General features: G+C 65.4%; 15 protein-coding genes. 1 reads left to right on the top strand and 14 read right to left on the bottom strand.

Going from position 1 to position 14,138, the window contains the following annotated elements:
* Positions 1 to 69: 69 nt before the first annotated feature.
* Entirely contained in the window at positions 70 to 852 is a 783-nt protein-coding gene (locus ACUYM2_RS14035; protein ID WP_481600615.1) for a response regulator transcription factor, read from the top strand.
* Positions 853 to 857: 5 nt separating this feature from the next.
* Here ACUYM2_RS14035 and ACUYM2_RS14030 read toward each other — a convergent pair whose 3' ends face one another.
* The 14 genes from ACUYM2_RS14030 to cpaB (ACUYM2_RS13965) all read right to left on the bottom strand — a co-directional run bounded on the left by ACUYM2_RS14030 (position 858) and on the right by cpaB (ACUYM2_RS13965) (position 14,127).
* Positions 858 to 1,316: an Hpt domain-containing protein gene (locus tag ACUYM2_RS14030; RefSeq protein ID WP_481600614.1), complete on the bottom strand. Its 459-nt coding sequence runs from the start codon at positions 1,314 to 1,316 to the stop codon at positions 858 to 860.
* A gap of 154 nt (positions 1,317 to 1,470) precedes the next feature.
* On the bottom strand, positions 1,471 to 2,352 hold the full coding sequence (locus tag ACUYM2_RS14025; RefSeq protein ID WP_481600613.1) for a type II secretion system F family protein: 882 nt from the start codon (positions 2,350 to 2,352) through the stop codon (positions 1,471 to 1,473).
* Between the two features lie 7 nt (positions 2,353 to 2,359).
* On the bottom strand, positions 2,360 to 3,292 hold the full coding sequence (locus tag ACUYM2_RS14020; RefSeq protein WP_481600612.1) for a type II secretion system F family protein: 933 nt from the start codon (positions 3,290 to 3,292) through the stop codon (positions 2,360 to 2,362).
* Positions 3,293 to 3,299: 7 nt separating this feature from the next.
* Positions 3,300 to 4,820, bottom strand: a complete 1,521-nt coding sequence (locus ACUYM2_RS14015; protein ID WP_481600611.1) for a TadA family conjugal transfer-associated ATPase — start codon at positions 4,818 to 4,820, stop codon at positions 3,300 to 3,302.
* Positions 4,821 to 6,014, bottom strand: a complete 1,194-nt coding sequence (locus tag ACUYM2_RS14010) for a CpaE/TadZ family protein (protein ID WP_481600610.1) — start codon at positions 6,012 to 6,014, stop codon at positions 4,821 to 4,823.
* Entirely contained in the window at positions 6,011 to 6,778 is a 768-nt protein-coding gene (cpaB, locus tag ACUYM2_RS14005) for a Flp pilus assembly protein CpaB (protein WP_481600609.1), read from the bottom strand. The genes ACUYM2_RS14010 and cpaB (ACUYM2_RS14005) overlap by 4 nt, the downstream gene beginning before the upstream one ends.
* Positions 6,779 to 6,821: 43 nt before the next feature.
* A complete protein-coding gene (locus ACUYM2_RS14000) occupies positions 6,822 to 7,859 on the bottom strand; it encodes a pilus assembly protein TadG-related protein (protein ID WP_481600608.1) in 1,038 nt (345 codons plus the stop codon).
* Positions 7,847 to 8,221, bottom strand: a complete 375-nt coding sequence (locus ACUYM2_RS13995; protein ID WP_481600607.1) for a TadE/TadG family type IV pilus assembly protein — start codon at positions 8,219 to 8,221, stop codon at positions 7,847 to 7,849. The genes ACUYM2_RS14000 and ACUYM2_RS13995 overlap by 13 nt, the downstream gene beginning before the upstream one ends.
* A 105-nt stretch (positions 8,222 to 8,326) precedes the next feature.
* Positions 8,327 to 8,551: a Flp family type IVb pilin gene (locus tag ACUYM2_RS13990; RefSeq protein WP_481600606.1), complete on the bottom strand. Its 225-nt coding sequence runs from the start codon at positions 8,549 to 8,551 to the stop codon at positions 8,327 to 8,329.
* Between the two features lie 264 nt (positions 8,552 to 8,815).
* Positions 8,816 to 9,697: a type II secretion system F family protein gene (locus ACUYM2_RS13985; RefSeq protein ID WP_481600605.1), complete on the bottom strand. Its 882-nt coding sequence runs from the start codon at positions 9,695 to 9,697 to the stop codon at positions 8,816 to 8,818.
* Between the two features lie 17 nt (positions 9,698 to 9,714).
* A complete protein-coding gene (locus ACUYM2_RS13980; RefSeq protein ID WP_481600604.1) occupies positions 9,715 to 10,662 on the bottom strand; it encodes a type II secretion system F family protein in 948 nt (315 codons plus the stop codon).
* Between the two features lie 2 nt (positions 10,663 to 10,664).
* Positions 10,665 to 12,140 carry a TadA family conjugal transfer-associated ATPase gene (locus ACUYM2_RS13975; RefSeq protein WP_481600603.1) on the bottom strand — a complete coding sequence of 492 codons (1,476 nt, stop codon included), beginning with the start codon at positions 12,138 to 12,140 and terminating at the stop codon, positions 10,665 to 10,667.
* Entirely contained in the window at positions 12,137 to 13,339 is a 1,203-nt protein-coding gene (locus ACUYM2_RS13970; RefSeq protein ID WP_481600602.1) for a CpaE/TadZ family protein, read from the bottom strand. The genes ACUYM2_RS13975 and ACUYM2_RS13970 overlap by 4 nt, the downstream gene beginning before the upstream one ends.
* The gene (cpaB, locus tag ACUYM2_RS13965; protein ID WP_481600601.1) at positions 13,336 to 14,127 is read right to left on the bottom strand and encodes a Flp pilus assembly protein CpaB; all 792 of its coding nucleotides are present in this window, start codon (positions 14,125 to 14,127) and stop codon (positions 13,336 to 13,338) included. Before cpaB (ACUYM2_RS13965) ends, ACUYM2_RS13970 begins: the two co-directional genes overlap by 4 nt.
* Between the last annotated feature and the right edge of the window lie 11 nt (positions 14,128 to 14,138).

Here is a 14,138-nt window from a genome sequence, read left to right as displayed (position 1 = left end):
GTTTTGTAGCGGCGGCCGTGGTGAGCAACCCGCGGCCGGCGGACCAGCAGCATCGGATGTGAGGGTGGCATGACTGACCTTGGGGTGGCCGTCGTTGTTGAGGACGATGCGGATGTTCGCAACCTTGTGGAGGCAGTGCTCCGGCAAGCCGGCTTCGAGGTGCATTCCGCGTCCGAGGGCCGGGAGGGGGTCGAGGTCGTCCGGCGTCGGGACGCGAGTGTGGTCACGCTCGACGTTGGCCTTCCCGATATCGACGGCTACGAGGTGCTGCGCCGGATCCGGCAGTTCAGCGACGCGTATATTGTCATGCTGACCGCACGGACCGATGAACTCGACACGCTGACCGCGCTCCATACCGGCGCCGACGACTTCCTGACCAAGCCTTTCCGGCCCCGTGAACTCCGGGCCCGGGTTGCCGCGATGATGCGCCGGCCGCGGCAGGACAGCCAGGGCGCGTCGGGCCCGGCGTCTGCGCGTCAGAACGGGACCGTCGCGGTCCTGGACAATGTACTGCGCCACAACGGGCTGGCCCTGAATCCTGACATGCGTTCGGTGACGATCGACGGCGATTCGCTCGCCCTCACCCGCAGCGAGTTCGACCTGCTGCACGCGCTCCTTCGCGGCGCCGGTGCGGTGAAGTCCAAGACCGAGTTGGTGCGGGTGGTACGGGGAGAGTACTACCGGGCCGACGCCTATATCAGCGAGTCCGATGAGCGGGCCGTTGAAGTGCACATCGGCAACCTGCGGCGGAAACTCCGTGAGGACCCGGTGCAGCCGCGCTGGCTCCAGACGGTGCGCGGAGTGGGCTACCGGCTGGCGCCCGAGCGCTCCCAGCACGCCGAGCGCTCCTAGCGCTCCTAGCGCTCCCAGAGGATGTAGCTGAACTGCAGTTCGTTCACGGTTTCACTGCCGCGGGCGGCGAGTTCGTCCAACAGCGATGCGGCCTGTCCCAGGTCGCCGCCCCGGATCGCTGCTTCGAGCTCCGCGGCGAGTTTGGCCAGGCGCAGGCCGCCTACCATCGAGGAGGAGGTCTTGAGGCTCAGGACGGCATCCAGCGCGGCCGCCGGGTCGCGGCGGTCCAGGGCGCCGGCGAGGGACTGATACCGGTGGTCCCACATTTGTGCGTAGTCCCGGGCGAAGCCCTTGGCGACGGCCGGGCTGTTCAGCTGCTCGCCCAGGTCCTGCAGGGCGGCGGGGTCCACGAGCGGCGCCGCGTCGGGATTCGGCGCCAGCAGTCCGGTGCCTCCTGCCGGGGCCTCGGCGGCGGGCAGGGGGCCCGCGTTTCCCTCGTCGGGGCAGGCAGCTAAGAGAGACATGGCACTACGGTACTAGCTGTCCGGGCCGGCGCCCGAGTCGGCAGGGTATCCTGCGGAAACCTTGTGGCTATCCTTATGCCGCCCTGGTGCTGGCCGGTTTGCTGGGTCTTTTCCCGGGTCCGGGGGCGGCTACTTGCGGACGTTTTGCCCTAGCTCACTGGCCGCTGAACGTCGCAATGGCGTTGATTACGGCCGGGCCCAGGATGGCGATGAAGAGCACCGGAAAGATGAAGAACAGCAGGGGGAACAGGATGGTGACGGGCAGCTTCATGGCTTTTTCCTCGGCCCGCTGGCGCCGTTTGACGCGCATCACCTTGGCCTGGATCCTGAGCACCCGGCTGATCGCAATGCCGTAGGTGTCGGCCTGCACCACGGCTTGGACGAAGCTGCGCAGCTCCGGGATGTTCGTCCGTGCCGCCAGGGCCTGATAGGCCTCCCGCCGGCTGCGTCCCACCTGCATGTCCTGCAGGGTGCGGACCAGTTCCTCGGCCAGCGGACCCTTGCCGTTTTCGCCGGCCCGGGCCATGGCCCCTTCGAACCCCAGGCCGGCCTCGACCGAGATCAGCATCTGGTCCAGGGTGTTGGCCAGCTCCAGCTGCATGATCTTCTGGCGCTCCTGGCCTTTGCTGTACAGCAGGAGGTCCGGGATGAAGTAGCCCAGGAGCATCACGAACAAACCCACCAGTTTCAGGAGGGGCGCCGGCGTGCTGGCGAACCACAGGCCGAGGGCGGCCCCCACCAGTCCCAGCAGCGGTTTGGCGGCGAGCACCCGACCCAGCGGGAGCGAGGCCGGGCGGCCGGCCAGGGACAGCAGCCGGTCGAGTTTCCTCACATACCCCGCGGGCGTCAGCCGGTGACCGATCCGCTCCAGCAGCGCCGTCTCTTGCGGAGCAGCGGATTCGGCTGGTCCGGTGCCCAACGAGAGGATTTCCCGGATGGCCCGCTGGGATTGGCGGTCAACGGACAGGAAGGACCACGCCAGGTAGGCGACTGGAAGGCAGATCAGCAGGAGGGCGCTCAGGACCAGGGGACTCATCGGCACCTCAGAACTTCAGGTCGATGATCTTGCGCATCCACAGACCACCGATCGTCATCAGGATCACGGAGGCCGCGATCATGCCCCAGCCCAGCGGGTTGGTGAACATGACGTTCATGTAGCCGGGATTGACCAGCATCAGCATCACCACGATGCCTACGGGCATGGCCATCAGGATGTACGCGGAGAACTTGCCTTCGGCCGCGAGGGACTTGATGTGGCCCTTGATCTCGCTGCGCTCGCGGATTGTCTCGTTCACTTGGTCCAGCACCTCGGCGAGGTTGCCGCCCACCTCGCGGTTGATCTGGATGGCCTGGGCGATCCAGACAAAGTCCTCATTCCGCATCCGCTCCGCGGTGTCGCTGAGCGAGGCCAGTAGGTCGCGGCCGAGGGAGGTTTCGGTGATGACGCGGCGCATTTCCTCCGCCGTGGGGCTTTGCGATTCGTTGCCGGCCGCGTCGATGGCGCGCAGGATACTGTGTCCGGCGCGCAGGCCGCCGGACAGCAGCTGCAGGGTGTCACCGAGTTGGTCATCGAACTTGGCCCGGCGTTTGCCGGCCAGGACCGTCAGGACCAGGTGGCCGGCTACCGGGGTCAGCAGGACCAGCAGGAGGGCGAGCAGGAGACCGCCGACGACGAAGCCGGCCAAGGCGCCTACGAACGCGCCGACCGCGAGCAGGACGTAGAAGTCGCCCTGGCCCATCCGCAGTCCCGCTTGTTCAAGCGCGTCGCGGTCGAAGAGCCGGACTTTGCGTTGCGCGAAGAAGCCGTCTGCGACGTTGACCGCGGATCCTGCGAACCGCCTGAGCGAGGAGTCCGGCGCGTTCTGGACCGGTCGCCGTCGGTCCAGTGGGACGCGCGCGGCCCCCGGTGAGAGGACGGCCACGGCCAGCAGGAGGAGGGCAGCGACCAGAAAGGCGACGCCGACAGTCAGTGCCATGGCCGGCTCACGCCTTGCCGGCCGTGGCCAGGGGAGCTGCAAAGACGTTGGGGGAAACGTAAATGCCCATGTCCTCGAAGCGGTCGATGAAGCGGGGTCGGATCCCGGTAGCCACTGGCTTGCCCAGGAAACGGCCGTGCGCGTCTACGCCGGCAGAGTAGTCGAAGACGAAGGCGTCCTGCAGGGTGACAATATCCCCCTCCATGCCCTGCACCTCGGTCACGTGGGTAATGCGCCGTGTACCGTCCCGCAAACGCGAGATCTGCACGATCAGGTTCACCGCGGAGGCGATCTGCTCGCGGATGGCGCGCAGCGGCAGGTCCATCCCGGCCATCAGCACCAGCGTCTCGAGGCGGGCGACGGCGTCGCGCGGCGAGTTCGAGTGCACCGTGGAAAGCGAACCGTCGTGGCCGGTGTTCATGGCCTGGAGCATGTCCAGCGACTCGCCGCCTCGGACCTCGCCGACCACGATCCGGTCCGGCCGCATCCGCAGGGAATTGCGCAGCAGGTCGCGGATGGTGACCTCGCCCTTGCCTTCGGTGTTCGGCGGCCGGCTTTCGAGGCGGACCACGTGTTCCTGCTGGATCTGGAGTTCCACCGCGTCCTCGATCGTGACGATGCGCTCGTCGTGCGGCAGGAAGGAGGACAGGACGTTGAGCAGCGTAGTCTTGCCGGTACCGGTGCCGCCGGAGACGATGATGTTCAGCTTGGCCCGGACACACGCGTTCAGCAGTTCCGCCATCTCGGGGGTCAGGGTCCCGAAGTCGATCAGGTTCCGGACCGTCAGCGGGACCTTGCTGAACTTTCGAATGGTCAGCGAGGACCCGCCAACAGCCAGCGGGGGGATGACGGCGTTGACGCGGGAGCCGTCCTCGAGCCGTGCGTCCACAAGCGGGGATGACTCGTCGATCCGGCGGCCCACCTTGGAGACGATGCGTTCGATCACTTTGCGCAGGTGGTCCTCAGAGCTGAAGCGCGAGTCGGTCAGGGTGAGCTGGCCCTTGCGTTCCACGTAGATCTGGTCCATCCGGTTCACCATGATCTCGGTGACCGCGGGGTCGTCCAGCAACCGTTGGAGCGGACCGTAGCCGAGCACGTCATCCGCAACGTCGCGGACCAGCCGGGTGCGCTCCTCGGCGGACAGCGGCACCTGTTCGGCGTCGATGATGCGGCTCAGTTCGTCACGTGCGGTGGCTCGCAGCTCCTCTTCCTTGACCGCAGAATCGCTGAAGCGGGTACCCATCCGTTCGAACAGGGCGGTGGCTGCCCGCTCCTTGAGCGCGGCGAAGGCGTCCACCGGCTGCTGGCCCTTGGCGCGTGCAGTGTCGGGGTGTTCCGCCAACGACGGCGTGGCCGCGGCGGCGAGGCGCGACGGCTCGGTCCGCGCCGGTTCAACGCGAGGGGACAGGCGGGCCGGGCGGGCCGCCTGGGCGGGCGTGGGCGCCACCGCGGCTGCTGCCGGTGTCGGCGGTGCCGGCTGTGAGTGCGGGACAGCTTCCACCGCGGAAAGGCGTTCGGAGAGCTTCACCTAGACCACCACCCTGCGGTGCAGTTTCTTCTGGGCTGTGGCGCGCCAGGCCGGGTCGAAACGTGTCACTAGCTGCCGCAATCCCTTCACGGCCGGATCCTTGCGACCGTCCTGCAGGACCGGGATCCCACGGTTCGTGGAGTACGCCACCGCCTTGGAGCGCGGAATGCTCACGTCCACCGGGGCGCCTATGGTGGCTTCGACGTCCTGGACGCTGAGTCCGGACTTGGAATCCGCCATGTTCAGGACCACATGCCGGGTTTCCGGAAGCAGGTCCAGCCGGCGCAGGATTTCCAGTCCTGAGCGGAGCCCGCGGATGCTGGGGACGTCCATGGCACTGACCCAGACGACGTCGGTGCACTGCTCCATCGCGGCCAGGCCCACCTCCGGCAGGCCCGGGGCGGTGTCCACGACGACGTACTGGAACTGCTCGGCAAGCTGTTCGATCAACCGGCTCACCTGCTGGGGCGTGATGTCATCGGCCTCCACCGGTGTCCGGGGGGCGCAGAGGGCGTAGATGCTGCTGGGATGGACCGTGAGGAAGGCCTTGAGAACTAGCGAGTCCTGGCTGGCGGACGCCGAGACCGCGTCCGTGACGGTGTGCTCCGGGTTCAGGTACAGGCCGGAGGCAACGTCGCCGAACTGCAGGTCCAGATCCACGATGACAACGCCCATCGGTGCCACCCGGCCCAGTCCTATGGCGATATTCGTGGCGATGGTGGTCTTGCCGACGCCGCCTTTGGGGGAGAAGACGCCGATCACCAGGCCCCTGGGCTTGCTGTCCGGCTGCTGGACGGCCGTGGCCCGGGTGCGGCTGGCATAGGACTGGCAGGCACGCTCCAGCAGCACCCGGATCTGGGCCGGGTCCGAGGCGGGGCTGAGGATGTCCCTGATCCCGGCGCGCATCGCCAGCAACACAAATTCCGGTTCGGGCTCGCCCACCAGGATCACGCTCAGCTCCGGCAGCTGCACGTCAAACACGGTGGCGAGCCGCAGGGCGTCCTCGATGGGAACGTCGGGTCCAAGGATCAGCACCTCAGGACGCTCCTGGTTGAGGTTGGCGAACAGTTCACCGGGGTTGGCCGGGTTGACGAAGGCGAAAGTCTGGACGCCGCCCGGCAGCCCGCCCGCCACGGCCTGGCGGACCCGCGCATCGAAGTCGGTGTTGGGGGTAATCAGGACGAAGCGGCTCACTTGTAGACCTCGGTTCCCTGCATTGGGTTTTGTCCGCTTTCCTTGGCGTCGAGTGGCTCCTTGCTCAGCCAGAGGGTCGCAAATTCGGCGGCGTAGATAATCTTCGACGCGTTGACATCGCTGACGGCAACGGTGAGGAGCAAAGCGCCGGTGGGCAGCGAAGTGTCCTCCACCGGGGCATCGGGAGCGCCACTGGCGTCGGGCTGCGGGCTGGGAGTGGCGACGGGGGCGCGCTGCACTGCCGTTATCAGGACTTTGTGGATGGCTAGCTGGGTGGACTCCTTGTCGGGCTTGGCCTCGAGTCCGCCTTTTTTCTGTGAAATGAAGATGCCGATGTGATCGCCCGGTGCCAGCCGCCCGCCGACGACCCGCTGAGGTTCGAGCTGGAAAGACACCTCCTGTAGCCCCTTTGGAACTTCCACCGATCCGCTGGTCTTCAGCTCTTCCGGTTCGACCAGCCGCTCGGCCACGAGCTGCTCACCCGGCAACAGGTCGACGGCGGTGACCTTGCCGGCCAAGCCGTCCAGGTTCTTCAGCGCTGTTTTGGAGACAGCCTTGCCCGGGAGTTCCTGGCTGGTGACAAAGGCGCGCAACGTCTCCACAGGGGTGCCGGCGGGAACGGCCTTTTGCACCACCATCACGGAGACCGGTTCGAGGTTCTTCACGGCGCGGGTGTCGGCTCCCTGGGCGTAGCTGACGACGAGGATGGCGCCGACGACGGCCAGCACGACGGCGGCCAGTCCTGCCAATAAGCGTGACTTCAAAAACTGCTCCTGAACCGGTGAGGGACTGCGGGTATAAGGGGGGTTACTTCGTAAGGCGGACTACGGTGGCCCCACTGGAATCGACCGGGCCGAGCGTGAAGCCGTCCGCCAGCGAAACATATTTGATGAAACTGCCGATGATGCCGCGGCAGTTGCCGTCGCACGCCACCGCCGAGGGGACGGTGGGGGCCGTGTTCCGGAAAGTTTCGGGGAGCGTGTTGTTGCCGCTGAACTTCCAGCCGGTGACCTTGAACGCGGCGAAGGACTTGAGGCTGTAGACGGCACCGTTGCCGGTACCGGTAACGCGGTCAAAGACCGGGAGCAGGACGACGACCTCCTTGCCGGCGCTAAGGTCAGAGGCCCACCGATTCAAGGTGGCCGCGCAAACAGACGGCGAGCTGTTTCCCGGGTCGCTGCCGCTCTCCGCCAAAGCAAGGTCGATCAGGCCGCCGCAGACCCCCGGGTCGCTGACCAGCCAGCCGAAGCCACCCTCGACGGCCGCCCCGGAGGGTCCGTAGTTGCAGTCCGGATTCGCATTGCTGCCGTGGTTCTGCAGCAGTTGGAGGGTGCCGTCGACATGGCTTTGGACCTGGCAGATCGAGAAGGTCACGGGAAACGCCGTCGGACCTTTCACCGGGCTGCCCCAGGTAACGGCGGATGTCGCCGATACCTCGGCGGAGGTGTAGCCCAAGGCCCGCGCGAAAAACAAGGACACCCGGTTCGGCTCCTTGCCGGGCTCCTGGGCCGCAGCGGCGACGGTGACAGTGCGGTTGACCTTGTCGAGGAGCAGCGACTGGATGTTGCTGGCGCCGTCGCCGGCGTTGCCGTTGGCGAGACCCTGGGCCAGCGTGGACGTGGCCGAGCATTGGGCATCGTTGATGTCCTTGGCGCACTTTTGCGCTACCGCCAGGGCAGCGGCGTCGGCACCGTTTCGCAGCTGCGTCCGCTCGGCATACAGCATGCCGACGTCGACGGCGAGGGCCGCGAAACCGAGCAGCGAAACCATCAGGATCGCAACCATAATGGCGATCCCGCCGCGCTCGCGGTCCGCGGCGGCTACGGGAGTGCTTAACCGCCGCACAGCATGACTCCTTTGCCTTCCATCGGGAACGGCCCGGCGATGCCGGTCATGGTGGAGAGGGTGTACGTGATCTTGACCGTCACCTGCGCACCGGAAGTGCAGGGGGTGGGGCTGACCGTGATGTTGGAGTCGGCGAGGGCGGGCCTCAGTCCGGTTGTGGCATTTTTCACCGCAGTGCGCGCCGCGGATGCACTGTTGTTGATGGCCATCACGCGCACACCCTCCCGGGCGGCACTGGAGAGTGAAATCTGTACGTTGTAGGCGCGGCCGAATTCCATGATCCCCAGCAGCATCATGATCAGGACCGGGGCCAGGAGAGCGAACTCCACCGCGACGGCGCCCCGTTCGTTTGTCTTGGACATGGGGGGCCGCCTTCCTGGCAAGTTGCCTGATACGACTGTGTGGTGGCGGCTAAGTGCCGCCACCACACAGTCACGGGCCGAAGCGCTGTGGTTCGGCTTAGGTGTTTAGGTGCAAGCCCCGTCGGCCCCGGCTGCACCGTCAGTCCAAGTCTGGCCGGAGACCTGGCACTGCACCTTGTTGAAGGTATTGCTCAAGGTGCCGCCGAGCAGCGTCACGGCGACGATGATGACGACGGCGATGAGGGAGACCATAATGCCGTATTCGACGGCGGTGGCCCCGCGCTGGTCGCGGCGAAGGCGGGTTGCGATATTGGAGAAGTAGGAACGCATTGGTGACTCCTGAGCGAGTTGGGCGGCTGGCCCTGCACCAGCACTGAGAGGAACTTAGCAAGCGCCGACACGCCGTCAATCGGATCTAGGAACATCCTGTGCCAAGCCTTCCCAAGCTGTCCCTTTCCTGTACTTTCCCTGCGCGGATCCTGCGCTGGGAGCTGCGGGACCGGCCGGATTCCCCGCCGGCACAAGGATGGACCCCCCTGGCTCTGGGTACCAAGGGGGTCCGGTCTAGGGGCGGCCCGACGAGAAGCCGCGTGGTTACTTGTTGGCGAAAACTTCCATAATGCTCAAGACCGTAGGCCCGAGCACGACAATGAAAAGCGTGGGGAGGATTGAGAAGATCAACGGAAAGAGCATCTTTACCGGCATCTTCATGGCGTGCTCCTCCGCCCGCTGGCGCCTTTTGACCCGCATGTCCTTCGCCTGAGAGTTCAGTACGTTGGCGATGGCGATGCCGTAAGCGTCGGCCTGGACCACGGCCCGTACGAAGGTCCGCAAATCCGGGACATCCACTCGCTGGGCCATGGCCAGGTAGGCGTCCTTGCGCGAGCGGCCCACTTGGATGTCTTGTAGTGTCCTGATCAATTCCTCGGCAAGCGGACCTTTACCGTTCTGGCCCGCGCGGGCCATGGCGGTCTCGAAGCCGAGACCGGCCTGGACCGAGATGAGCATTTGGTCCAGGGTGTCCGGCAATTCGAGCTTAATTCTTGCGCGTCTCTTTTGGGCGTGGTTTCGAATCAGGATGTCGGGGACAAAGTACGCCAACGCCGTCATCCCCATCAACAGGAGGACATTGATCGCCGTGGGGCTTCCGGCGACCATGAGGATTCCCATCACAGCGCCGGCGAGGGCCAGCAGGGGCTTGACCATGAGGATGCGGCCCAGCGGCCATTCCTTCGGCCTGCCGGCGCCGGCGAGCTGTTTGTCCAGCCACGCAGTGTAGCCCTTCGGGGTGGCCTTCCGGCTCAGGGCCGCCAACTGGCCAGTGGCCGAGAGTGCGGAACCGGCGGCCTGCGGGCCGCGGCCAAGGTTGGACTGGATGTTTCGCAAGCCTGCCCGATCCCCGGTGAAAGCAAGCCAAGTCATGATCGAGAGCGGGGCGATGACCGCCAAGATGGCTGCGTAGGCAATAGTTTGCACAGTTCACTCCCTACTTCTCAGAACTTCGGTTTAATGAGTCGGCTGAGCCAGAGGCCGCCAAGAGAAAGCAGAACCACCGAGACGAGGATCATCAGGTATCCGGGAATCGTGGTGAAGAAGACCTTCGAGTAGGTCGGGTTGAAGAGCGTTAGCCCAATGAACATCACGATCGGGAGGGCCATCAAGACCATGGCGGACATCCGGCCTTCCGCGCTGAGGGCTCTGACTTGGCCCCGGATCTGGTTGCGATCCCGGATGGTCCCGCCTACGTGGTCTAGGACCTGGGCGAGGTCGCCGCCGACCTCCCGGTGGATCTCGATCGCCCTAGTGATCGAGGCGAAGTCTTCGTTATTCGTTCGCCGAGCAACATCCCCGAGCGCTTCACCGAGATCCCGGCCGATGCGTGTCTCGTTCACCACCCGGTTCAGCTCCTCCTTCATCGGGGCCTCGTTCTCCTCGGCGGCCGCGTCCACCGAACGGAGCAGGCTGTGGCCGGCGCGGAGACCGCCTGCCAGCATCTGAAGAGAATCGGGCACCTGCTCATCGAACTTCTTGTGCCGCCGGGAGATGAGGACGTTCAGGAACAAGACGAGTCCAACCGGCGTTAGCAGCAGGATGAGCGCGGCGAGGGAGGGGCCGGCCAGAAGGAAGCCCAGCACCACGGCCACGCAAGTAATGGCGCCCGCCATCAGCAGGTAGTCGCCTGGCTGCTTTTTCAAGCCAGCGCTGTCGAGCTTCTCGCGATCCAGCAGTCCGGAGCCGCGGCTCTGGAGGCCTCTGTTAAGCGTGTGCACGGCTTGGTTGGTGAGCCGGGAGAGGCTGGAGGAGTGAACTGCCGCCGCGTCGGGACGACGCCGGGACAGCGGCACCGCATTTGGTTTAAAGACGACGGCGACCATCGTCGCCAGCGCCGCGTATGCCAGGATAAGGCCTGCGACAAAAACAAGGGGAGACTGGTCCGGCACGGTTACCGCCCCCTGACAGGCACGGCGCCAAAGACCGCCGGCGAAATCGGAATCCCCAGTTCGGCGAAGCGATCAGTGAACCGCGGACGGACGCCCGTCGGGACGGGCTTGCCGAGGAAGCGGCCGCTGGCGTCGATGCCGGCGGAGTAGTCGAACACGAAGGCATCCTGCAGCGTGACGACATCGCCCTCCATGCCTTGAACCTCCGTGATGTGCGTGACGCGCCGCGAGCCGTCGCGGAGCCGCGAGATGTGCACAATCAGGTTCACGGCCGAAGCCACCTGTTCGCGAACGGCCCGTAGGGGCAGATCCATGCCTGCCATCAATACGAGGGTCTCGAGTCTGGCGATGGCATCCCTAGGGGAGTTGGCATGCACTGTGGAGATGGAGCCGTCATGGCCGGTGTTCATGGCCTGCAGCATGTCGAGGCACTCGCCGCCGCGGACTTCACCGACCACTATTCGGTCCGGCCGCATGCGCAGCGAGTTGCGGACCAGGTCACGAATGGAAATCTCGCCCTTGCCCTCAGTGTTCTGCGGCCGGCTCTCCAGCCGGACAACGTGATCCTGCTGCAGCTGCAGCTCCACGGCGTCCTCAATCGTGACTATCCGGTCCGAGCTTGGAATGAACGAGGAGAGCACGTTCAGCAGGGTCGTCTTGCCGGTGCCGGTTCCGCCGGAAACAATGATATTCAGCCGGGCAAGGACACAGGCCTGCAACAGCTCCGCCATTTCCGGCGAGAGACTGCCCATTGAGATCAGGTCATGGACAGTCAGGGGGTCCCGCCCGAATTTCCGGATGGTAAGCGCCGGTCCGTTGACGGCCAGCGGCGGGATGATGGCGTTCACACGGGATCCGTCCGACAGCCGGGCATCAACCAACGGGGACGATTCGTCGATTCGGCGTCCCACATTGGAAACGATCCTCTCGATGACCCGTCGCAGGGCATCGTCCGAGGTGAACTTGGAGTCCGTCAACTGGAGTTGCCCTTGGCGTTCCACGTAGATCTGGTCGAAGCGGTTGACCATGACCTCTGTCACCGTGGGATCGTCCAGATACCGCTGGATGGGGCCGTGCCCGAGCACGTCGTCGATGATCTCCCGGATCAGGCGCTGCCGCTCGCTTGATGTGAGGGGGATCTGCTCCTCGTCCACGACCGACGTGAGTTCGTCCTTGACGGACTGGTGGAGTTCCGACTCGTCGATGGAGGAATCGGTGATGCGGGAACCGAGCCGTTCGAACAGGGCCTGGCTGGCGCGTTCCTTAAGCGCGTTGAGCGCTTCGCTGGCAACGGACGCGGTCTGCTGTAGTTCTGAGAATCCAGGCTGGGATTCTGCGGCCGTCTTCGCCTCCAGGATCCGACCGAGCGTTGACGGCTGGGTCTGCGAAGCGAAGACGTCGGCAGCGGCCGGCCGTTCTTCAGGCGCGGCCGGCGGGAGTCCGGCGCGTAGTTGCTGAAATCGGTCAGTGAGGCTCACTGGAATACCGCCCTTCTGTGAAGTTGCTTGTGCGGCCTGGCTTCCCACTCCGGCTTGAAACGGTCGACCAGCTGGCGGAGGCCCTTAAGGGCAGCGTCGCGGCTGCCGTCCTGCAGGACGGGTACGCCTTTATTGGTGGAGAACGGAAGAGTCCGGGAACGCGGCAGCACGACGTCTACCGGGGCTCCGATGGTTGCTTCAACGTCCTTGAGTGACAGCCCCGCCCGGCGGTCAGCCATGTTGAGAACGAGATGGCGTTGGGCAGGTACCAGGTTCAGTTCCTCCAGGATGTGGAAACCAGTCCGCAGGCCTCGAATGCTGGGGACGTCCATGCCACAGATCCAGACCGCATCCGTGGCTTGTTCCAGTGTGGCCAGGACGTGTTCGCCCAGGCCGGGTGCGGTGTCCACGACCACGTACCGGAATTCCTGCCGCAACTGCCCCAGGAGATGGGAGATGTGCGCCGCGCTGATGCGGTCCATCTCCACGGGCGTCCGGGGGGCACATAAGGCGTAGATGCCCGCCGGGTGGACCGTGAGGTAGGTCTTGAGCACCATGGAGTCTTGGCTGGCGGCCCCCATCACGGCATCGGTGATGGTGAACTCCGGTTCCAGCAGGAGCCCGCTGGCCACGTCGCCAAACTGGAGGTCGAGATCCACGATCACCACGCTCATGGGTGCAGCCTTCCCCAGGCCCACTGCGAGGTTAGTAGCCACCGTCGTCTTGCCGACGCCACCCTTGGGGGACATCACCGCGATGACACGCCCTGAGCCGTGGTCGGCATGCTCGGCGGCCTGCGGGCCGAGTCCCCGGCGCCGGCCGGCAGCGGCGAGGCTGGCCCGCTCCAACATCACCCGGATGGTGTCAGGGTCGGCTCCGGGATCCAGCAGGTCCCGGACGCCGGCGCGCATCGCCTGTACGACGGTATCCGGGCCGGCAGTGACCGCCAGGATCACGCTGATTTCCGGATACTGGAGATCTACAACGGCTGCCAATTTCAGCGAGTCAGCCACGGGGACGCCGGGACCAAGGATCAGTACCTCGGGCGGATCACCAATCATTTGTCGCATGATGTCGGCCGGGCCCTCCGGCAGGTAGTCAGCCCTAAAGACGTGGAGCTCCCCGTGCATTCCGCCGATGGCCAGACGGACCAGCCGTTCGAAGTCGGCGTTGGGCGTGATCAGGATGAAGCGGCTCATCGGAACAACCTCGACGAATCCACGTAGCTGGCACCGGCTTCGGCCGCGCTCGCTGGCTCCTTAGAGAGATAAACCTTGCCGAACTCCGCGGCGAAAACGATCCGTTCGGCGTCGGCTGAATTACGGGCGATTGTGATCAGGTAGGTTCGGTCGCTTGGTACTTTGGTGGAGCTGCTGCTCGACGTCGACGCCGCCTGCGTGGTGCCGGCGGTGCCGGCAGATTGCGCCGTCTGCGCGGCAGCGCCGTCGCTGAACTGCGCAGCGGTGACGAGTACCTTGTGGAAGCCCAGCTGTGTCTTGCTCACTTTCTGCCCGTTGGCGCCGGCAGTTGCGGACTCCAGAGACAGGAAGATGCCAACCGTGTCGCCCGCATTTACCTTGCCCCCAGCGACGCGCTCGATGGGCAGCTTCAAGGTGATTTCCTGCAGCCCGGCCGGAACCTGGACCCGGGACGGACCGAGGAATGCTTGCTCGTCCACCATCCGGCTTGAGAGAAGCTGCTCGCCCGGAACCAGTGCCACCGCGGTGACTTTCGAGCCGAGTGAGGCGAGGTCTGTCACATTGTTGCTTGCCAGTGCCGCCTTCGGCACTTCCTTCTTGGTCACCGAGGCGGAGATCTTGTCGGCGGGTGTGCCCGCCGGAATGGCCTGCTGCACCACGTAGATGCTCTCAGTTTCGGTTCCGGCCATTGCGCGTTTATCTGCATTTTGAACATAGGAGACCAGTAGGACTGTTCCAATGACTGCCACAAGTAATGCGGCGATGCCCCCCAGCAGGCGTGCTTTCATTTCTACCCCTT

The sequence above is a fragment of the Arthrobacter sp. SD1074B genome, assembly GCF_056780195.1.
This window is presented reverse-complemented; position numbering and strand designations above follow the sequence as displayed.